This is a genomic window from Micromonospora sp. WMMD1076 (genome assembly GCF_029581475.1).
Classification (GTDB): Bacteria; Actinomycetota; Actinomycetes; order Mycobacteriales; family Micromonosporaceae; genus Micromonospora; species Micromonospora aurantiaca.
The window spans coordinates 1,072,358-1,091,101 of record NZ_CP120862.1 but is presented as its reverse complement, the minus strand read 5'-3'; the positions used below and the strand labels follow the sequence as shown (position 1 = coordinate 1,091,101).

Annotated in this window: 20 protein-coding genes and 3 tRNA genes; 15 read left to right on the top strand and 8 right to left on the bottom strand. The window is 73.0% G+C overall.

The window, feature by feature from the left end; translation table 11 throughout:
* The first annotated feature begins 39 nt into the window (after nucleotides 1-39).
* The 3 genes from O7622_RS05390 to O7622_RS05380 are packed head-to-tail and all read left to right on the top strand — an operon-like array spanning nucleotide 40 to nucleotide 1,482.
* Nucleotides 40-249 (top strand): type II toxin-antitoxin system VapB family antitoxin, encoded by a 210-nt coding sequence (locus O7622_RS05390; protein ID WP_030500628.1) that lies wholly within the window; start codon nucleotides 40-42, stop codon nucleotides 247-249.
* Entirely contained in the window at nucleotides 246-671 is a 426-nt protein-coding gene (locus tag O7622_RS05385) for a PIN domain nuclease (RefSeq protein WP_194802172.1), read from the top strand. Before O7622_RS05390 ends, O7622_RS05385 begins: the two co-directional genes overlap by 4 nt.
* A gap of 40 nt (nucleotides 672-711) precedes the next feature.
* A complete protein-coding gene (locus O7622_RS05380) occupies nucleotides 712-1,482 on the top strand; it encodes a crotonase/enoyl-CoA hydratase family protein (RefSeq protein WP_282312126.1) in 771 nt (256 codons plus the stop codon).
* 4 nt (nucleotides 1,483-1,486) lie between these two features.
* Here the strand turns inward: O7622_RS05380 and O7622_RS05375 are convergent, their stop codons facing one another.
* Nucleotides 1,487-2,971, bottom strand: coding sequence for an FAD-dependent oxidoreductase (locus O7622_RS05375; RefSeq protein WP_282312125.1), 1,485 nt, complete (start codon nucleotides 2,969-2,971; stop codon nucleotides 1,487-1,489).
* Nucleotides 2,972-3,063: 92 nt separating this feature from the next.
* Between O7622_RS05375 and O7622_RS05370 the strand changes: the two genes are divergently transcribed.
* The gene (locus tag O7622_RS05370) at nucleotides 3,064-4,164 is read left to right on the top strand and encodes a serine hydrolase domain-containing protein (RefSeq protein WP_282312124.1); all 1,101 of its coding nucleotides are present in this window, start codon (nucleotides 3,064-3,066) and stop codon (nucleotides 4,162-4,164) included.
* A gap of 254 nt (nucleotides 4,165-4,418) precedes the next feature.
* Here the strand turns inward: O7622_RS05370 and O7622_RS05365 are convergent, their stop codons facing one another.
* Together O7622_RS05365 and O7622_RS05360 are read right to left on the bottom strand one after the other, a co-directional pair.
* Nucleotides 4,419-5,741, bottom strand: coding sequence for a deoxyribodipyrimidine photo-lyase (locus O7622_RS05365; RefSeq protein ID WP_282312123.1), 1,323 nt, complete (start codon nucleotides 5,739-5,741; stop codon nucleotides 4,419-4,421).
* Nucleotides 5,738-6,664 carry a phytoene/squalene synthase family protein gene (locus O7622_RS05360; RefSeq protein ID WP_282312122.1) on the bottom strand — a complete coding sequence of 309 codons (927 nt, stop codon included), beginning with the start codon at nucleotides 6,662-6,664 and terminating at the stop codon, nucleotides 5,738-5,740. The genes O7622_RS05365 and O7622_RS05360 overlap by 4 nt, the downstream gene beginning before the upstream one ends.
* Nucleotides 6,665-6,729: 65 nt before the next feature.
* On the opposite strand from O7622_RS05360, the gene O7622_RS05355 reads away from it, so the two are divergent.
* From O7622_RS05355 to O7622_RS05320, 8 genes are all read left to right on the top strand, one after another.
* Nucleotides 6,730-7,884 carry a polyprenyl synthetase family protein gene (locus O7622_RS05355; protein ID WP_282312121.1) on the top strand — a complete coding sequence of 385 codons (1,155 nt, stop codon included), beginning with the start codon at nucleotides 6,730-6,732 and terminating at the stop codon, nucleotides 7,882-7,884.
* A gap of 29 nt (nucleotides 7,885-7,913) precedes the next feature.
* Complete coding sequence (gene crtI / locus O7622_RS05350) at nucleotides 7,914-9,395, top strand: phytoene desaturase family protein (RefSeq protein ID WP_282314047.1); 1,482 nt, start codon at nucleotides 7,914-7,916, stop codon at nucleotides 9,393-9,395.
* The gene (idi, locus tag O7622_RS05345; protein ID WP_282312120.1) at nucleotides 9,392-9,985 is read left to right on the top strand and encodes an isopentenyl-diphosphate Delta-isomerase; all 594 of its coding nucleotides are present in this window, start codon (nucleotides 9,392-9,394) and stop codon (nucleotides 9,983-9,985) included. Before crtI ends, idi begins: the two co-directional genes overlap by 4 nt.
* Nucleotides 9,975-10,922, top strand: coding sequence for a MerR family transcriptional regulator (locus O7622_RS05340; RefSeq protein WP_282312119.1), 948 nt, complete (start codon nucleotides 9,975-9,977; stop codon nucleotides 10,920-10,922). The genes idi and O7622_RS05340 overlap by 11 nt, the downstream gene beginning before the upstream one ends.
* Before the next feature lie 76 nt (nucleotides 10,923-10,998).
* On the top strand, nucleotides 10,999-11,799 hold the full coding sequence (locus O7622_RS05335) for a polysaccharide deacetylase family protein (RefSeq protein ID WP_282312118.1): 801 nt from the start codon (nucleotides 10,999-11,001) through the stop codon (nucleotides 11,797-11,799).
* A gap of 143 nt (nucleotides 11,800-11,942) precedes the next feature.
* Nucleotides 11,943-12,015 (top strand) — tRNA-Glu (locus O7622_RS05330).
* 33 nt (nucleotides 12,016-12,048) lie between these two features.
* Nucleotides 12,049-12,122 (top strand) — tRNA-Asp (locus O7622_RS05325).
* A 75-nt stretch (nucleotides 12,123-12,197) separates the two neighbouring features.
* Nucleotides 12,198-12,271, top strand: a tRNA-Phe gene (locus O7622_RS05320).
* 217 nt (nucleotides 12,272-12,488) lie between these two features.
* Here O7622_RS05320 and O7622_RS05315 read toward each other — a convergent pair.
* Complete coding sequence (locus O7622_RS05315; protein WP_071097203.1) at nucleotides 12,489-12,926, bottom strand: ArsI/CadI family heavy metal resistance metalloenzyme; 438 nt, start codon at nucleotides 12,924-12,926, stop codon at nucleotides 12,489-12,491.
* A 502-nt stretch (nucleotides 12,927-13,428) separates the two neighbouring features.
* On the opposite strand from O7622_RS05315, the gene O7622_RS05310 reads away from it, so the two are divergent.
* Nucleotides 13,429-13,944: an SRPBCC family protein gene (locus tag O7622_RS05310; protein WP_282312117.1), complete on the top strand. Its 516-nt coding sequence runs from the start codon at nucleotides 13,429-13,431 to the stop codon at nucleotides 13,942-13,944.
* A 10-nt stretch (nucleotides 13,945-13,954) separates the two neighbouring features.
* On the opposite strand, the gene O7622_RS05305 is transcribed toward O7622_RS05310, so the two are convergent.
* Both O7622_RS05305 and O7622_RS05300 read right to left on the bottom strand, forming a co-directional pair.
* A complete protein-coding gene (locus tag O7622_RS05305; RefSeq protein WP_282312116.1) occupies nucleotides 13,955-14,659 on the bottom strand; it encodes a DUF2786 domain-containing protein in 705 nt (234 codons plus the stop codon).
* Between the two features lie 45 nt (nucleotides 14,660-14,704).
* A complete protein-coding gene (locus tag O7622_RS05300; RefSeq protein WP_282312115.1) occupies nucleotides 14,705-15,094 on the bottom strand; it encodes a hypothetical protein in 390 nt (129 codons plus the stop codon).
* Between the two features lie 166 nt (nucleotides 15,095-15,260).
* Between O7622_RS05300 and O7622_RS05295 the strand changes: the two genes are divergently transcribed.
* A complete protein-coding gene (locus tag O7622_RS05295) occupies nucleotides 15,261-16,598 on the top strand; it encodes an ABC transporter substrate-binding protein (protein WP_282312114.1) in 1,338 nt (445 codons plus the stop codon).
* A gap of 62 nt (nucleotides 16,599-16,660) precedes the next feature.
* Here O7622_RS05295 and O7622_RS05290 read toward each other — a convergent pair whose 3' ends face one another.
* Nucleotides 16,661-17,404: an enoyl-CoA hydratase/isomerase family protein gene (locus tag O7622_RS05290; protein WP_282312113.1), complete on the bottom strand. Its 744-nt coding sequence runs from the start codon at nucleotides 17,402-17,404 to the stop codon at nucleotides 16,661-16,663.
* On the bottom strand, nucleotides 17,401-18,258 hold the full coding sequence (locus O7622_RS05285) for a 3-hydroxyacyl-CoA dehydrogenase family protein (RefSeq protein WP_282312112.1): 858 nt from the start codon (nucleotides 18,256-18,258) through the stop codon (nucleotides 17,401-17,403). The genes O7622_RS05290 and O7622_RS05285 overlap by 4 nt, the downstream gene beginning before the upstream one ends.
* Nucleotides 18,259-18,421: 163 nt before the next feature.
* On the opposite strand from O7622_RS05285, the gene O7622_RS05280 reads away from it, so the two are divergent.
* Nucleotides 18,422-18,709 carry a hypothetical protein gene (locus O7622_RS05280; RefSeq protein WP_013283434.1) on the top strand — a complete coding sequence of 96 codons (288 nt, stop codon included), beginning with the start codon at nucleotides 18,422-18,424 and terminating at the stop codon, nucleotides 18,707-18,709.
* Nucleotides 18,710-18,744: the final 35 nt, after the last annotated feature.

The window sequence follows — 18,744 nt, the reverse complement described above, 5'->3', positions numbered from 1 at the left end:
GGATATACTCGGGCGGCCGACCGTATATAGGGAGCCGCGATGACCAAGATCCTGGTGGACGTCGACGACGAGGCGCTGGCGGATGCCGCCGAGGCGTTCGGCACGAAGACCAAGAAGGACACGGTGAACGTCGCGCTCCGCGAGGGCGCGGCGAGACTGCGCCGCGCCCGCGCGCTGGCGGAACTGGCCGAGCGCGGGCAGGCCGGCGACTTCGACGAACTGCTCGACAAGGGTGCCTACCGGTCATGAAGCTGGCCGACTACCTGATCGACACCAGTGCCCTGGTCCGGCTCCTGCGTGATCCCGACGTGCTGGCGCGCTGGGACCAGCAGGTGACAGCGGGCCTGCTCGCCGTGTGCCCCCTGGTCGAGCTGGAGTTCCTCTACACCGCCCGGTCCGTCGCCGACCGGACGCGCCTGGCGGAGCAGCTCCGGGCCGCCTTCGGCTGGGTGGTGATGCCGGACCGGATCTACGAGCGCGCCGCCGAGATCCAGGGCGAGCTGACCGCGCGGGGCACGCACCGCTCGGCGGGCGCCGTCGACCTGCTCATCGCCGCCACCGCCGAATACCACGGGCTCTCGTTGCTGCACTACGACCGGGACTTCGACCAGGTCGGCGCCGTCACCGGGCAGCCGATGCGCTGGCTGACCCGGCCCGGCACGATCAAATAGGCCGTAGCCACGACGGCGCCGTCGCGGGCATGCTGAGCCCATGGGGGTACGCGTCGAGCACGCCGGTGCCGTGACCACTGTCATCCTGGACCGGCCCGAGGCCCGTAACGCCGTGGACGGGCCGACCGCACGGGCGCTGGCCGACGCGTTCCGCGCGTTCGACGCCGACCCGGACGCGGCGGTCGCGGTGCTCTGGGGCGCGGGCGGCACGTTCTGCTCCGGCGCCGACCTCAAGGCCGTCGGCACACCGCGCGGCAACTGCGTCGAGCCCGACGGCGACGGGCCGATGGGGCCCACCCGGATGCGACTGTCCAAGCCGGTGATCGCCGCGATCTCCGGGTACGCGGTGGCGGGCGGGCTGGAGCTGGCGCTCTGGTGCGATCTGCGGGTCGCCGAGTCGGACGCGACGCTGGGCGTGTTCTGCCGCCGGTGGGGCGTACCTCTGATCGACGGCGGGACGGTCCGGCTGCCCCGGCTGATCGGCGAGAGCCGGGCGATGGACCTGATCCTCACCGGCCGCCCGGTGCGCGCCGACGAGGCGTACGCGATGGGTCTGGTCAACCGGCTGGTCGCGCCGGGTGAGGCCCGCGCGGCGGCCGAGGAGCTGGCCGCCGGGATCGCCCGGTCCCCGCAGACGTGCCTGCGCAACGACCGGGCGGCGGTGCTGGACGGCGCGGGGCGGCCGGAGCCGGAGGCGATGGCGATGGCGACCGAGCTGGCCTACGGCCTGGAGTCGCTGGCTGTGGACGGGGTACACGGCGCCGGCCGGTTCGCCGACGGGGCCGGCCGGCACGGCGCGCCGGCCGGCTGAGGCGTCACTTCAGCGCGCGCAGCGCGTCCTCGATGGCGCGGTGGAACGTCGGGTACGCGTAGATCATGTGCCGGAGCTGGCTGATCGGCACTGCCGCGTGCACCGCCACGACGAGCGCGGAGAGCACCTCGCCACCGGCCGGTCCGGCCGAGGTGGCGCCCACGAGGACGCCCTGGTCGGCGTCGGCGATCAGCTTGACGAACCCGGCGTTACCGGTCTTGTGGATCCAGCCCCGGGCCGACGAGGTGAGGTCGGCGTACCCGACCTGGACGTTGACGCCACGCTCGCGGGCCTGCTGTTCGGTGAGACCGACGGCGCCGACCTCGGGGTCGGTGAACGTGACCCTGGGCAGCGCCCGGTAGTCGGCCACCGGGACGCTGCCCGGCGCGGCAGTCGAGCCGCCCGCGCTCATCGCGCCGCCGACCGCGCTGACCACCCCGGCCGCGCCGCCGACGACACTCGCGGTGCCGCTGGCGTCCGGGCCTCCCCTGGTACGCCGCATGTGGTCGAGCACGTCCGCCACCACGATGCCGGCCTGGTACATGGCGATGTGGGTGAACGCGCCCTCGCCGGTGAGGTCGCCGACCGCCCAGATCCCGTCGGTGACGTGCATCCGGTCGTTCACCGGCAGGTAGCGCTGCCCGGCGTCCACCCCGACCGTGTCCAGGCCCAGCTCCTCCAGATGCGCCCTGCGGCCGGTCACCACGAGCAGCTTCTCGCCGGTGAACCCGGTGCCGTCGGCGTGCACGGTGAACGTGCCGCCGTCGTGGCTCACCCGGCCGGCCTTGACCCCGGTGTGGATCTCCACCCCGTCGGCGCGCAACGCGTCGGCGGCGAGCGCCGACGCCTCGGGCTCCTCGACCGCGAGCACCCGGTCGGCCGCCTCGATGACAGTCACCCGGACGCCGAACCGGGCGAAGACCTGGGCGAGTTCCAGCCCGATCGCGCCGCCGCCGAGCACCAGCAGCGACGCGGGCAGCTCCTCGACCTCGACGGCCTGGTGATTCGTCCAGTACGGCGTGTCGGCCAGCCCGTCGATCGGCGGGACCGAGGGCCGGGTGCCGGTGCCGAGGACCACGCCGTAGCGAGCCTGGAACACCTGGTCGCCGACGCGTACCCGGTTCGGGCCGTCGAGCCGCCCGCTGCCCCTGACGAACCGACCGCCCTTTCCGGTGAACCGGTCCACCGCCACCTTGTCGTCCCAGGTGTCGGTGGCCTCGGCGCGGATGCGCTTCGCCACCGGCGCCCAGTCGGGCTGCACCCGGGCGGACCCGGCCAGCTCGTTGACCCGGTGCGCCTCGGCCAGCGCGTTCGCCGCCCGGATCATCATCTTGCTCGGCACGCACCCCCAGTAGGGGCACTCGCCACCGACCAGGTCCCGTTCGATGCCGACCACGGTGAGGCCGGCCTCGGCGAGCCGCTCGGCCACCTCCTCGCCGCCGACGCCGAGCCCGACCACGACCACGTCCACCAGTTCCGGCTCCGCCATTCCGCAAGCATTCCGCACCTTCGGGACACCGGCCACCGCACCGGGCCGGAATTCCCGCGCTCGTCACGAACGGGACCGCCTACCGTGGCCGCATGCACGCGCGCTTCGCCCCGGTCCGGGACTGCTTCCACGACCTGTTCACGACCGGCCGGGAGACCGGTGCGTCGCTGTCGGTGTGGCACGACGGCGTACCGGTGGTGGAGCTGGTGGGCGGCACCACCGCGGCGGTCCCGCCCGGCACTGTCGTACCGGCCGCCGGAGCGGACCGGCCGTGGCGACCGGACACGCTCGTCGACGTCTACTCGGTCGGCAAGCCGGTGGTCGCGCTGTGCCTGCTGCTGCTCGTCGACCGGGGCCGGGTCGACCTGGACGCGCCGGTGTCCGCGTACTGGCCGGGTTTTCGCGCCCCGGCCGCCGTGCGGCAGGTGCTCGCCCACACCGCCGGGCTGCCCGCCTTCCCGGTGCCCCGGCCCGCCGCCGCCATCGCCGACTGGGATCTGCTCTGCGCCGACCTGGCGGCGGCCGAGCCCGAGTGGGCGCCGGGCGCCGTCGCGGCGGAGCACGCCTGGACGTACGGCCACCTGGTGGGCGAGTTGGTCCGCCGGGTGGACGGGCGGCCGGTGAGCCGGTTCCTGGCCGAGGAGATCGCCGGTCCGTGGCACCTGGACCTGGCCTTCGGGCTCGGTGAGGCCGACCGGCGGCGGTGCGCCGATCTGTCGTACGCCGATCCGGCCTGGCCGGACGCGATGCGCGGCGAGCCGGGCTCGTTGCGGGCGCGGGCGCTGGACAACCCGCCGGGCGGGCGGGACGTCGCGATGGTGAACAGCGACCTGTGGCGGGCCGCCGAGATCCCGGCGGTGAACCTGCACGCCACCGCCGCCGGGCTCGCCCGGCTGTACGCGGGCCTGCTCGCCGGCGGCACCCTGGACGGGGTACGGCTGTTCAGCCCGGAGCTGGTCGCCGAGGCGACGCGGGTGCAGTATTCCGGCCCGGACCTGCTGCTGGACCGGCCGGTGGACTGGACGCTCGGCATGCAGTGGGAGCCGGACGGCAGTTGGGGCATGGGCGGGATCGGCGGCAGCAGCGCCTGGGCCGACCCGGACCGCGGCTACACCTTCGCGTACGCGACCGCCCGGCTGGCCGGCCACGACCGGGTGGAGGACCTGGTGGAGGCCTTGCACTCCTGCCTCTGATCGTCGGTCACCCTCGGTGATTCCGGGGTTGTCGTCACGCAGCGCATTCGCCCGGCCGGGCGGCCCCATGTTCCCTTTTCCGGCTTTGCTCTGCACCCATCGGCGCAGCACCGTGCTGAGCAGGGATTTCCTCGCAGGTCCGAAACCCGCGCAAGGCCCGTGCGGTGACTTTCCGCAACCGATGCGGATATGGCTGCAGAGCAAAGGGGACCGGAGGTGGAAGGCGCCGGCGGGCGGCGGGCGGGGCGCGGAGGTCAGCGGAGCCAGACCGGGTCGGTGCCGGGCACCTCCAGCGGTGGCGGGTAGTCGAGCGTGCGGCGTACCTCGTCGGGCAGCCGCCACGGCTGGTGCACCGCCTTGCCCGCCACCGACGCCAGCTCCGGCACCCAGCGCCGCACGTACGCGCCGTCGGGGTCGTAGCGCTCGGCCTGCCGTACCGGGTTGAAGCCGCGGTACGGCCGGGTGTCGTTGCCGGTGCCGGCCACCCACTGCCAGTTGCCCGAGTTGTTGACCCGGTCGCCGTCGAGCAGCCAGCGGAAGAAGACGTCCAGGCCGGGCCGCCAGTCCAGCCCGAGGTGCTTGGTCAGGTAACCGGCGGTGATCAGCCGCGCCCGGTTGTGCATCCAGCCCTCGGCGCGCAACTGACGCATGCCGGCGTCCACGATCGGCATGCCGGTCCGTCCCTCGGCCCAGGCGTCGAACGCGTGCGCGTCGTCGCGCCAGTCCTCCCGCGCGCCACGCCGGTAGGCGACCGTGGACAGGTCGGGGAAACCGGCCACCACCTGGTGGTAGAAGTCGCGCCAGCAGAGCTGCCTGACGAACGGCCCGTCCCGGTCGCCGGCCCGGTTCGCCACGGCCAGCGGCGACACGCATCCGAAGCGCAGGTACGGGCTGAGCCGCGAGGTCTCGTCGCCGGCCATGTCGTCGTGGATGTCGTCGTACCGGTCGAGGGTGGGCAGCCAGGCGGCGAGTCGGCGCCTGGCGACGGTCTCGCCGCCGACGGCGGCATCCGGGCTGCCACCCTTCGGCGGGTCCGGCAGCCGGCCGGGGTCGACGCCGCCGGGCAGCCGGACCCGCTTCGGCGCGTCCGGCTCGTCCCGCCACCGCTCGCCCTGCCAGGCCCGGAAGTAAGGGCTGAAGACCCGGTAGTGGTCGCCGCCGCCGGGGCGCAGCGCGCCCGGCTCGACGATCGTCAGGCCGGGGAACAGGCGCAGGAACATCCGGTGCCTGTCGCACTCGGCGCGCAGGCGGCGCTCCCGGCGGTGGGCGTAGCGGCTCACGTCGGCGGAGAGCCCGATGCCCTCGGCGCCCACCTTCCGGGCCAGCTCGACCGTCTCGGCCACCGGGTCGCCACGCCTGATCACCAGGTCGCCACCGCGCGTGCGCAGCGCCTCACGCAGGTCGGCCAGGCTCTGGTGCAGGAACCGGGTGCGGTTCGGCGAGAGCTCCTGCAACGCCGGGTCGAGCACGTAGAGCGGCACCACCCGGTCGAACGCGGAGCAGGCGGCGGCGAGCGCCGGGTGGTCGTGCACCCGCAGGTCACGGGTGAACAGCACGACGGCGGTGCGGCCGGTCATCCGGCCAGGGCCGGTTCCAGTACCGGGCCGGGCACCCGCACCGGCGTGCCGGGCGGGGTGAGCAGCGCCCGCACGGCCACCGCCATCCGGCGCCGCTGCGGCACCAGGGCACGGCGGACGAAGACGTCGTAGTCCTGCGCGGCCACCTCGTCGAGGATTCCGCCGTAGAGCGCGTACGCGGTGCGCATGCACGCCTGCGAGGCCGGCTCCAGCAGCGGGATGCCCGGCGCGGCGGCGACGTAGTGGGCCTGGGCGCGGGTCACCTCGTACTCGATCAGCTCGCGGATGCGCGGCGTGGTGCGGCCCGCGGCCTTCGCCGCGAGCAGGTCGTCGCGGGTCAGGTCGAACTTGGCCATGTCCTCGTCGGGCAGGTAGGTCCGGCCCCGGTCGAGGTCCTCGGCGACGTCCCGGATGAAGTTGGTGAGCTGGAACGCGAAGCCGAGCTGGCGGGCGGGCTCGCGGGCGGCGGCCGGGTCGGAGCTGCCCAGGATCGGCAGCATCATGGTGCCGATGACAGCGGCCGAGCCCTCCATGTAGTCGAGCAGGTCGTCGTAGGTCGGGTACGACATGACGGTCAGGTCCATCGCCATGCTGCGCAGGAACGACGCGAAGTCGTCGCGGTCCAGGTCGAACACGGCGATGGTGTGCAGCACCGCGGGGAGCAGCGGGTCGTCGACCGACGCACCGTGCAGCCCGGCGACGAATCGATCCGACCACTCGCGCAGCCGGGCGGCGCGCTCGGCCGGCGGCAGGTCCTCGGTGCGGTCGACGATCTCGTCCGCGTACCGGGTGAAGCCGTACAAGGCATGCACATGCCGCCGTTTCCAGGCGGGAAGCAGTCGCGTGGCGAGATAGTAGGTACGGCCGTGACGGCGGTGCAGCTCGCGGCAACGGTCATAGGCGGCGGTCAGATCCGTGTCCATCGGCCCTCCTCAGCTTCGACGCAGAAATCGACGCAACTCGTAAACCCTAGGGTACGCTCGCCCACATGGCCAACGACGCAGTTGCGGGTAATGCGCTCCGCGTCGCGCCGGCTCAGCCCGGGGCGACGGACGATCCGGTCCGCGGCGTACTGGCCGCGTTCACGAAGGACCTGATCAAAGGGGTCGATGAGACACTCGCGGCGTTCCTGGCCGCGGAAGTCGAATCGCTCACCGAGATCGACGCAGCGATGGGTGGCTTCGCGGCCACGGCGCGCGACTGCGTACTGGCCGGCGGCAAGCGGGTCCGCCCCACGTTCGCGTACTGGGGATGGCGGGGTGTGGTCGGCGGTGAGGAACCGCTGTGCTCGGTGCTCCCGGCCCTGTCCGCGCTGGAGCTGCTGCACACGTTCGCGCTGGTGCACGACGACGTGATGGACGCGTCCGACACCAGGCGAGGGCTGCCCACCGCGCACCGGGCCGCCGCCGCCCGGCACCGGGCCGCCGGACACACCGGCGACCCCGACCGGTACGGCGAAGCCGTGGCCGTCCTCATCGGTGACCTCTGCATGGTCTGGGCCGACCGGCTGATGGCGCACGCGGCGGTCCCGGCGGAGCGGCTGCTCGACGTGCGGCGTTGCTACGACCAGATGCGGGTGGAGACGGTCGCCGGGCAGTTTCTGGACGTGCTCGGCGAGAACGACTCGGCGAGCTGGACCGTCGACCGGGCGCTGCGGGTGGCCCGGTACAAGACCGCCAGCTACACCGTCCAGCGTCCGCTGCTGTTCGGCGCCTGCCTGGCGGGCGCCGACGCGGACGGCCCGCTCATCGCCGCGTACACCCGGTACGGGCTGGCCGTCGGCGAGGCGTTCCAGCTCCGTGACGACCTGCTGGGCGTCTACGGCGACCCGGACACCACCGGCAAGCCGGCCGGGGACGACCTGCGCACCGGCAAGCCGACCCCGCTGCTGATGCTGGCCCGGCAGCTCGCCGACCCGGCGCAGCGCCGGGTCCTGGAGCGGGCCGGCTCGGTCACCTCGGCAACCGAGGTGGACCGGCTGGCCGACGTGGTCCGGGACACCGGGGCCACGGCCCGGGTGGAGCGGATGATCTCCGACCGGGTGACCGAGGCGCTCGCCGCGCTCGGCACCGCACCGATCGACGAGACCGCGCGCACCGCGCTGACCGGCCTCGCCACCGCCGCCACGGCGCGGCGGGCATGATGAGCAACTTCGTGAGCAAGGGGGCCGGAATGCGTACCGTCAAGGGACGGACCGACCGGGTGGTCGTGGTCGGCGCCGGGCTGGGTGGGCTGGCCTGCGCGCTGCACCTGGCCGCCAGCGGCCGGCAGGTGACAGTGCTGGAACGCGAGCCGGTGCCGGGCGGGCGCGCCGGGCGGCTCAGCGTCGACGGGTACGAGTTCGACACCGGCCCGACCGTCCTCACCATGCCCGACCTGATCGCCGAGGCGCTCGGCGCGGTGGGCGAGGAGCTGACCGACTGGCTCGACCTGACCCCGCTCGACCCGGCGTACCGCGCCTACTACCCGGACGGGTCGACGCTCGACGTCATCACCGACACCACCCGGATGGCCGCCGAGATCGCCCGCGTCTGCGGCCCCCGGGAGGCCGACGGCTACCTGCGTTTCGTCGACTACGCCCGCAACCTCTGGCAGTGGGAACGGGCCGACTTCATCGAGCGCAACCTCGACGCGCCGACCGACCTGCTCACCGGCAACCTGCTGAAGCTGTTCGCAAACGGCGCCTTCGGGCGGCTCCAAACGAAGATCAACCAGTTCTTCCGCGACCCGCGTACCCAGCGGATCTTCTCCTTTCAGGCCATGTACGCGGGCCTGTCGCCGCACGACGCGCTGGCGATCTACGCGGTCATCGCGTATCTCGACTCGGTAGCCGGGGTCTGCTTCCCGCGCGGCGGCATCCACGCGGTCTCGCGTGGGATGGCCGGTGCGGCCGAGAAGCACGGCGTGCAGATCCGCTACGGCACCACCGTGACCCGGGTGGAGACCGCCAACGGCCGCGCCACCGGCGTCGTCACCGCCGACGGCGACGTCGTCCCCGCCGACACGGTCGTGCTCAACCCCGACCTGCCGGTCGCCTACCAGGACCTGCTGCCGCCCAGCCGGCAGCGCAAGCTCACCTACTCGCCGTCCTGCGTGGTGCTGCACATCGGTTCGACGCAGGGCTATGGCAAGATCGCCCACCACAACATCCACTTCGGGCGTTCCTGGAAGGGCACGTTCGACGAGGTGATCCGGCGAGGCGAGCTGATGACCGACCCGTCGCTGCTGGTGACGAACCCGAGCCGCACCGACCCGTCGGTGGCACCGGCCGGCAGGCACACCTACTACGTGCTGGCCCCGGTGCCGAACCTGGAACGGGCGCCGTTCGACTGGGCGGGTGACCTCACGCAGCGGTACACCGACCAGCTCGTGACCACTCTTGAGGAACGCGGCTACGTCGGCTTCGGCGACGGCATCGAGGTGATGCGAGCCGTCACCCCGGCCGACTGGGCGGCGCAGGGCATGGCCGCCGGCACCCCGTTCGCCGCCGCGCACAGCCTCTTCCAGACCGGCCCATTCCGCCCCTCCAACCTGCACCGGACGCTGGAGAACGTGGTCTTCGTCGGCTCCGGCACCCAGCCGGGTGTGGGCGTGCCGATGGTGCTGATCAGCGGCAAGATCGCCGCGGCCCGGATCACCGGGGCGATGTCGTGAGCGAGCGGGAGACGCACCTGGTCGAACTGGTCGACGACGACGGGCTGGTGATCGGCGAGACCACTGTGGCGACCGCCCACGAGCCACCCGGGCGGCTGCACCGCGCCTTCTCGGTGTTCCTCGTCGATCCCGAGGGGCGGGTGCTGTTGCAGCAGCGGGCCGCGGTCAAGACGCGGTTCCCGCTGCGCTGGGCGAACTCCTGCTGCGGGCACCCGCTGCCCGGCCAGTCGCTGGCCGAGGCCGCCAACCGGCGGCTCGCCGAGGAACTCGGCGTCGACCCGGTCGACCTCACCGAGGTGGGCGTCTACCTCTACTACGCCGAGGACCCGGCGACCGGACGGGTCGAGTTCGAGTACGACCACGTGCTGCGCGCCGACGTACCCGCCGGCCTGGTCACGCGGCCCGACCCGGACGAGGTGGCCGACCTGCGCTGGGCCGACCCCGGCGCGGTGGTGGCCGACCTGGACGCCCACCCCCGCGAGTACGCGCCGTGGCTGGGCGGTGTGGTCAACCGGCTGCTGCACCCGACCGACGCGTCCCGGCCGGGCGCACCGGCCACCGAGGCACCGGAGCGGTCGGGTGGCCGATGAGGCGCTGAGCGCGGGGGCCGTCGCGCGCCGACTGGGCGTTGCGGTCACCACGCTGCGTACCTGGCACCAGCGCTACGGTCTCGGCCCCAGCGAGCACGTACCGGGCCACCACCGGCGGTACACGCCGGCCGACCTCGCCCGCCTGGAGATCATGCGCCGGCTGACCACCGAGGGGGTCGCGCCCGCCGAGGCCGCCCGCTGGGCCCGGCAGGCGCCGGCCGTGCTGCCTCCGGAGCGGCTCGGCCTCAAGGCAAGGGCCTCGACGGTACGCGACGGCGGCGGCACCACCATCCCGGTCGGCCGGGCCGGGCCGGCCGCGCGGGGGCTGGCCCGTGCCGCCATGCGACTGGACTCGGTGACCATCGGCCGGACCATCGCCGACGCGCTGGCCGCCGACGGGGTGGTGGCGACCTGGGAGGGGCTGCTGCGGCCGGTGCTCGCCGGCATCGGGGAGCGGCACGCCGCCACCTCCGCGCTGATCGAGGTGGAACATCTCATGTCCCGGTGCGTCTCCGAGGCGTTCGCCACAGTGGCGCGGACGTACCCGACCACCGGTCCGCCCCGGATCCTGCTCTCCTGCGCCGACGAGGAGCAGCACTCGCTGCCGCTGGAGGCACTCGCCGCCGCGCTGGCCGAGGTCGGTGTGAGTTATCGCATGCTCGGTGCCCGCGTACCGGTGCCGGCCCTGGTCGAGGCCGTCAACCGGACCGGTCCGGCGGCCGTGGTGCTCTGGTCGCACATCCGCGCCACAGCCGACCCGTACCAGCTCGCCGCGCTGCTGGCGGTGCCGCGCCGGCCGCTGCTCGTGCTCGCCGCCGGGCCCGGCTGGCGGGCCGACTCGCTGCCGGCCGGGGTGGTCCGGCCGGTGGACCTGGCCGAGGCGTTGTCACTGGCCGTGGCGGTACGGGACTCGCTGGACCAGTCCACGACGAGCTGAGCCCCTCTCCCGTTCCGGGTCGGCGTCCACTACGGTCGGAAAGTCCGTCTGACCCCGACCCCTCCGGGAGCGACGAATGCGTCCACGCGCCCTGTCGGCGCTCGCCCTGGGCCTGGTGCTGCTCGTCACCGGCTGCGGCGAAGCCGGCAAGTCACCCGAAAAGGCCGCCGCACCGCCGTCGGCCTCGGCCTCGGCCTCTGCGTCACCGTCACCGCCGCCGGTGACGAAGCCCTCACCGACCCCCACCACCCCTGCGAAGCCCAAGCTGCGCCCGCTGCCGAAGAAGCTGCCGGCGGGCCTGCACCGGACCAGCGGGAGCAACGGGGTGGCGCTCACCTTCGACGACGGGCCGGATCCCCGCTACACCCCGCAGATCCTGGCCCAGCTCCGGGCGGCCCACGTGAAGGCCACCTTCTGCGTCGTCGGCAAGCAGGCCAAGCGCTACCCGGAGCTGGTGGCCCGGATCGTCCGGGAGGGCCACCAGCTCTGCAATCACAGCTGGCACCACGACATGAACCTGGGCCGGCGCTCCGCCGCCGAGATCCGATCCGACCTGGAACGGACGAACGAGGCCATCCATGCCGCCGCACCCGAGGCGCCGATCACCTGGTTCCGCCAGCCCGGTGGCCGCTGGACGGCCGAGGAGGTCACGATCGCCCAGCAGATGGGCCTGCGCCCGTTGCACTGGAGCGTGGATCCGCAGGACTGGGACCACCCACCGGCGAAGACGATCATCAAGCGGGTGAAGGGCGCCACCCGGCACGGCTCGGTCGTGCTGATGCACGACGCGGGCGGCGACCGGGCCCAGACGATGGCCGCCTGCCGGCACCTGATTCCGGACCTGAAGCGGCGATACGGCATCGCCCTGCCGCGCTGACCTGCGTTTCTGCCCGGCTCTACGGTCACGCCCATACCGGTTTTGTCGTCCGTGCAGGCATGACATATGCTTCTCCTGCCTCCGGCGGGGCCGGATGGGAGCAAGTCCGCTTGAAGTTGCGAGTGTGCAATGATGGCGGGGCCGCCCTCATCGTCTAGCGGCCCAGGACGCCGCCCTTTCAAGGCGGTAGCACGGGTTCGAATCCCGTTGGGGGCACGGTCCGGCTCGCGCCGGATGCAACACCAGCCAGGTCCTGTGGAGCAGTTGGAGTGCTCGCCGCCCTGTCAAGGCGGAGGTCGCGGGTTCAAGTCCCGTCAGGACCGCAAGCGCTGACGCCGCGCAGCTCGATGCGCGGCGTTCTGCGTATCGGCCGTGCGGTAGCATGTGCCGAGCACCACGGCCAGGTAGCTCAGTTGGTACGAGCGTCCGACTGAAAATCGGAAGGTCGGCGGTTCGACCCCGCCCCTGGCCACATAGCCTTTCGCCGGGCTACAGGAACGCCGACCAGCGGGAACGCAGGTCGGCGTTCTGCTTTGTGTCCCAGCAGCCCGCTTGTTCGGCGGGCGGCAGGCGGTTCGTCTACGTCGAGGATCTCGAACGGCTGAGATTCGCCGAGGCACGGTAGTCGTCGGCGCACAACGGAGGTCCCCACCGGTGCGTACGCCGGTGGGGACCTCGCGATGTCCGGCTCAGACCGCGGCGGGCTGCGCCGCCGCGTCCGAGGCGCAACAGGCGCTCTCGGTCGCCTTCGCCAGCTGCGGCGAGTCGGCCTTGACCGTGTAGACCTCCCACGGCTCGTCGCCGGGGCCGCGTACCCAGACCTTGTCCTGGAGCGCGTAGCAGCACTCGGTGTCGTTCTCCTCCAGCGTGATGAGGCCGGACTCGGTGAGGCGGTTGGTCGCGGCGTTGACCTCCTCGGTGGTGGACACCTCGACCCCGAGGTGGTCCATCACCGTCGGCAGGCCGGGCTCACCTTCGAGGAGTACGAGCTTCAGCGGCGGGTTCTCCACCGCGAAGTTGGCGTAGCCGGGGCGGCGCTTGGCCGGCTCGACGCCGAACAGCTTGCTGTAGAAGGCCACGGAGCCTTCGAGGTCGGACACGCGCAGGGCGAGCTGGACGCGGGACATGGGAACCCCCTGTCTAGATGTTCATCTAAGCAAGCTTCACCCTGCCTCCTGATTTGAAGTCTGTCAACCTAGAGGAATGTCGAAACAAACGCTGGATCCGGATCACCAGGGAGGGCCGCCAGGCCCTGCACTCCGAGATCGCCGCCCTCCAGGAACTCCTCCGCCGCCACCAGCAGGCCACACCGCCCTCTCCCGGCCACCCGACCCCGCCTCGGTGATCAAGGAGTTTGTGTCATCCAGGGCCGGTGAACCGGGCACAAACTCCTTGATCAACGGGATGGGGCAGGGCGGCGGGCGGGTCAGGTTCTCCGGGGGGTCTGGGTGGGGCTGCCCTGGAGCGCCTCCCAGACGCTCCGGCCGCGCCGCACGGGAGCGCCACCAGCGCCTCCCGTGGACCGCCGATCCCGCCGCCTGCCGCTGTCGGGAAGCGGAGTTCCCGGTGTCCGGAAGCGGGCGCTACGGAAGCTGCACACCGAGACATGAGCCGGTATGGTCCGGACCTATGGGACAGGAGTTGGCCGATCCGGATGAGGTCCGGCAGGAATCCGACCGCTTCTCCCTCCGCAGCAGCCTGCTCGTCCCGGCGTCCGCCGAGCGGGCGTACGCCGTCTTCACCGGCGCGCTCGCCGACTGGTGGGTGCGTGAATACACCTGGTCCGGCCCGGAGGCGCTCGCCGCGATCGGCATCGAGCCGCGGGCCGGCGGGATGCTCTACGAGATCGGCCCGTACGGCTTCCGCAACGACTGGGGCCGCGTGCTGACCTGGGATCCGCCCCGGCGCCTGGTGTTCACCTGGCAGATCGGCCCGGACCGGGTGCCGGTGCCGGACCCGGCGCGGGCCAGCGAGGTGGAGGTCCTGTTCCACGCCGGCGGTCCGGAACAGACCCGGGTGGATGTCGAGCACCGCTACTTCGACAGGCACGGCACGGCCGCCGAGGGCTACCGCGAGGCCCTCACCGCGGGCTGGCACGAACTGCTCTGCCGCTACCTGGCGACAGTCGCCCGCACCAGCGCCTGACCCGCACCTGTCAGCCGGCGATACCGGGCGCCGCACCCGGGCCGGCCACACCGGTGCCGCCGAGGTCGGCCCGGCGGCCGGCGTCCGCGCCGGAACCGAAGCCACCGCCGGCGAGCCGTCGTCGCGGGGCGGTGCGCAACCGGGGGTACGCCTCGGCGACCCGGCGCTGCACGCGATCGGAGCGGTCGGCGAGCACCAGTGCCGTCGAGGGCCCACCCGACTCCGCCACCGCCTGGCTCTCGGCCGCGCGCAGTCGTTCCGCGACGACGTACGCGAACCCGGCCAGCCAGGTACGCCGGAACGCAGCCGGGTGCTCCCCGGCCGGTACGACAGCACCGGCGAGCCCGTGCGCGGCCTGCACCAGCAGTGAGGTGAACAGCAGCTCGACCCGTTCCAGGTCGCTGGCGAAGCCGAACAGGTGCATGACGAAGCCGTTGCCCTGCCGGCGGCGTACGCATCGGCAGCGCATCGGTTCGGCGACCGCCGCGAGCAGGCCGGCCTTGTCCCGGGCGTACGGTGCGACCACGTCGACGGTCCGGTCACCGACCGGGTCGGCGGCCGGGTCACGGGCGGCGAGCAGCGCCCGGTCGACGCCGTAGCGGGCGATCAGCTCGGTGGCCTTGGCCATGAAGGCGGCCGACTCGGCGGGCGTGCAGGCCGGGTCCTCGGCCTGGGCGAGCAGCTTGCGCACCTTGCTGAGCATCGCCTCGGACATGCACCCAGAGCTACCACAGCCGGGGCGCCGGGCCGCGCGCCGGGCTCAGTCCGACCGGCTGCGCAGCGTGGCGATGGTCGACCCGGCGAGCGTGAGCAGGCAGTCGGGCAGCAGCCCGTCGGCGGCCGCCGCCCCGAACAGCGCCTCGCCGGTGTCCGCGTCGTCGTTGGCGCACGCGCTGACGAAGCGGGCCACCCAGCGGGTGTCGTAGGCGGCCTGGTCGATGCCGGGGAAGTCGAGGGCGGCGCCGCCGCCCGGGGCGTCGTCGCCGAGCATGGTGGCGGCGAGGCACCACGCCACTCCGTACGCCCCGGCGAGGCCGGAGCGGTCCACCACCGCGTCGAACGCGCCCACCACGCCGGCGCCGTCACCGGCAAGGGCGGAACGGAGCACGGCGGTCGCGTCGTCGAGCGTCTGCTGTGCTTCGTCGTTCACCTGCGGAACAGTATCGCCGGGGGTCAAGCCGTGACCCGGAAACGGCCCATCGACCACGCAGAGTGATACCCGCAGTCGGGGTGCCGACGGAGCCGACTCCACAGTCCCGCATGCTGCGCGAGCACGCTAAGGTGCGCAGCGGACCTTCGCCGGAGGAAGGACGACCATGCTGAGAACACGCACGTCGCGCGCGGCCCTGTCCATGGCCTGCGCGGCGCTCCTGCTCGCCACGAGCGCCTGCGGGAGCGACGAGCCGGAGGAAACGCCTGCCACCCAGGTACGCCTCTACGGCACCGACGGCAACATGCTCAACTCGTACGCCACGGAACTCAAGGACCGGGCGGACCTGGTGAACGGGATGAAGGGCACCACGCCCCTCACTCCGCTGGCCGAGAGCTTCAAGGAGCGACTACTCGCCGTAGATCCGAAGCTGGGTGACTTCCTCTACTCCGCCGAGTCGTACGACGCGGTCGTGATCAGCGCGCTGGCCGCCCAGCTCGCCGGCACCACTGCTCCGGCCGAGATCGCCAAGCAGATCGTCGGGGTGACCACGGGCGGTGAACGCTGCGACGACGTGGCGGCCTGCCTGGAACTCGCCCGCGCGGGCCGGGACATCGAGTACCGGGGCGTGTCGCTGACCCGCGCCGGGTTCACCGACACCGGCGAGCCGGCCACCGCCAGCTACGGCACCATGCACTTCGACAACCAGAAGATCGACGACAGCAAGACCGAGTTCGTCGGTGCCGGTGAGGAGTCGGGGGCGAGCACGAAGGCCCCGCCGCGTGGGCGCAAGCTGCGCGACGGGAAGGCGAAGGACGCCCCGCTGGTCCTCGGCGGTCTGCTGCCGAAGACCGGTGACCTGGCGCTGGCGTACCCGCCCATGGCCGCCGGTGCCGCGCTGGCGCTCCGCGAGGTCAACGCCGCCGGTGGGGTGCTCGGTGAGCCGGTAAGGTGGATCGAGGGCGACGACGGCACCAACCCGGAGGTCGCCAAGGCCACAGTCGCCTCGCACGTCACCAAGAGCGTCCAGGTCTTCATCGGCGCGGGCGCCTCCGGCGTCTCGCGGGCCGTGCTGCCGGACGTGGTGGCCGCCGGCCGGATCCTGTTCTCCCCGTCGAACACCGACGCAGGGCTGAGCGCTGTGGACGACAAGGGCCTCTACTTCCGTACCGCCCCGCCGGACAGCCTCCAGGGTCGCGCGCTGGCCGACGTGATGCTCCGGGACGGGCCGCGCAAGATCGCGATCCTGGCCCGTAAGGACTCGTACGGCGAGGGCCTCCAGGAGAACGTCCGCTCGGAGCTGGAGAAGGCCGGGATCGGCGCGGACCGGATCAAGCTGCTGACCTACGAGCCGCCGGCCGACCCGAAGACGCCTGTCGACTTCAGCGGCCCCGCCAAGGAGATCAAGGCGTTCGGCCCGGAGGCGCTGCTGCTCATCGGCTTCGCCGAGTCCGCGCCGGCGATCACCGCGCTGGACGATGCGGGAGTCGACATCAAGCACTGACGCGTACCGACGCGAAGGGCCGCACCGGGACACCGGTGCGGCCCTCGTCGTCTCTCCCGGGCTCAGCGGGCCCGGCGCCGGTCCAGGAACTCGGTCATCCGCCGGTGCTTCTCCTCGTCCTCGAAGAGCACCGCCTGGCTCAGCAGGTCGAGCTGCGGGTGCGCGGCCGCCGGGGCGTCCACCGCCATCTTGGTCAGCCGCAGCGCCAGCGCGGAACCCTTCGCCATCTCGTCGAGCAGGCCGTGCGCGGTGGGCAGCAGCTCCGCCGGGTCGGCCACCACCCGGTTCACCAGCCCGATCCGCAGCGCCTCCCCGGCGTCCACCCGCCGGCCGGTGAACAGCAGCTCCTTGGCCCGGGCCTCGCCGATCAGCGCCGGGAGCCGGTAGGTCGCGCCCGCGCCGGCCAGGATGCCCAGCCGCACCTCGGGCTGGCCGAACACCGCGCGGTCCGTGCACACCCGGAGATCGCAGGCGTACGCCAGCTCGGCGCCGCCGCCCAGCGCCGGCCCGTCGACGGCGGCCACAGTGGGCATCGGCAGCGCCCGGATGCGGGCGAAGACGCCCTGGTTGATGGCGGCCAGCGCGTCCAGCCGGCCACGCTCCCGGAGCTGGGCGATGTCGGCGCCCCCGGCGAAGATGCCCGCCGTCCCGCCGGTGAGCAGCAGCAGCCGGGGACGCGCCTCCAGGTCGGCGCAGACCGCGTGCAGCTCACCCACCAGGTCGGCGTCGATGGCGTTGCGCTTCTCGGGCCGGTCCAGCGTGACCACGAGCCGGTCCGGCAGCTCCTCGATCCGCAGCCCGGTCATTGCTTCACGCCGTCCTTCCAGGTGTAGAAACCCTGCCCCGACTTCTTGCCCAGCCTCCCGGCGGCCACCATCTCCACCAGCAGCGGCGGCGGCGCGAAGCGGTCCCCGTACGCGGCCTGGAGCGTGCGCGCGATGTCGAGCCGCACGTCCAGGCCGACCAGGTCGGTCAGCTCCAGCGGGCCGATCGGGTGCCGGTAGCCGAGCACCATCGCCTTGTCGATGTCGGCCGGGCTCGCCACCTCGTCGGCCACCATCCGGATCGCCTCCAGGCCGAGCGTGACGCCGAGCCGGGACGTGGCGAAGCCGGGCATGTCGCGTACGACGACGGGGTCCTTGCCCAGCCGGGCGGCGAGCGCGACGGCCGCTTCGGTCGTAGGCGGCGCGGTGGCCGGGCCGACCACGACCTCGAGCAGCGCCATCGCCCACACGGGGTTGAAGAAGTGCAACCCGACGAAGCCGGCGGGGCGGTCCAGCCCGGCGGCCAGCTCGGCGATCGGGATGCTGGATGTGTTGCTGCCCAGCAGTACCGGCCGGCGGCTCTCCGCCTCGCGCAGTACGGCGCGCTTGAGGTCGAGCCGCTCGGGCACCGCCTCCACGATCACGTCGGCGCCCTCGGTCACCTCGGCGAGCCCGGCCCGGAGCGTGACGCGCTCACGGTTGGCGGTGGCGGCCTCCTCGGTCAGTTTGCCGCGCTGCACGCCCCGGTCCCACAGTTCGCCGAGCCGGCGCACGGCCTCGGCGCCCCGGGCGGGGTCGACCTCGACCAGTTCGACCGCGTACCCGGCGCTGGCCGCCACGTACGCGATGCCGAGGCCCATGGTGCCGGCCCCGACGACCACAAAACGACCACTCATCGACGTCCCCTCGCCGCGGCGGGCGCGCGCGGGGTCTCCGCCGCCGGGCCCGTCCGCTCGCTCGTTCCCGCATGCGACCCTATGCATGGCCGGGCCGCCGAGGATGCGTGGGGGCGGAGCGGACGGGGTAAGGACGGCCCTCAACGCCGAAGGAAGGAACGAGATGAGCCAGGCACCGGAGAGCGCGGAGAGCACCGAGACGGTCGAGACCCGCGGCGACGAGCGGGTGGACCTGCTCCGTGCGGACACCAACAACGACGGCAAGACCGACGTCTGGGTGGTGGACACCGACGGCGACGGCAAGGCCGACCTGTTCCAGTTCGACACCGACGGTGACGGCAAGGTGGACATCACCATGGTGGACATCGACGAGGACGGCACGCCGGACGAGGTGGTCGACGGCGACGGCGGGCTGCCCCCGGAGCAGACCACCCCCACCGTCCAGGTCTGAGCATGTAAGGAAGGGCCCCTTCTTAACGCCTAGGC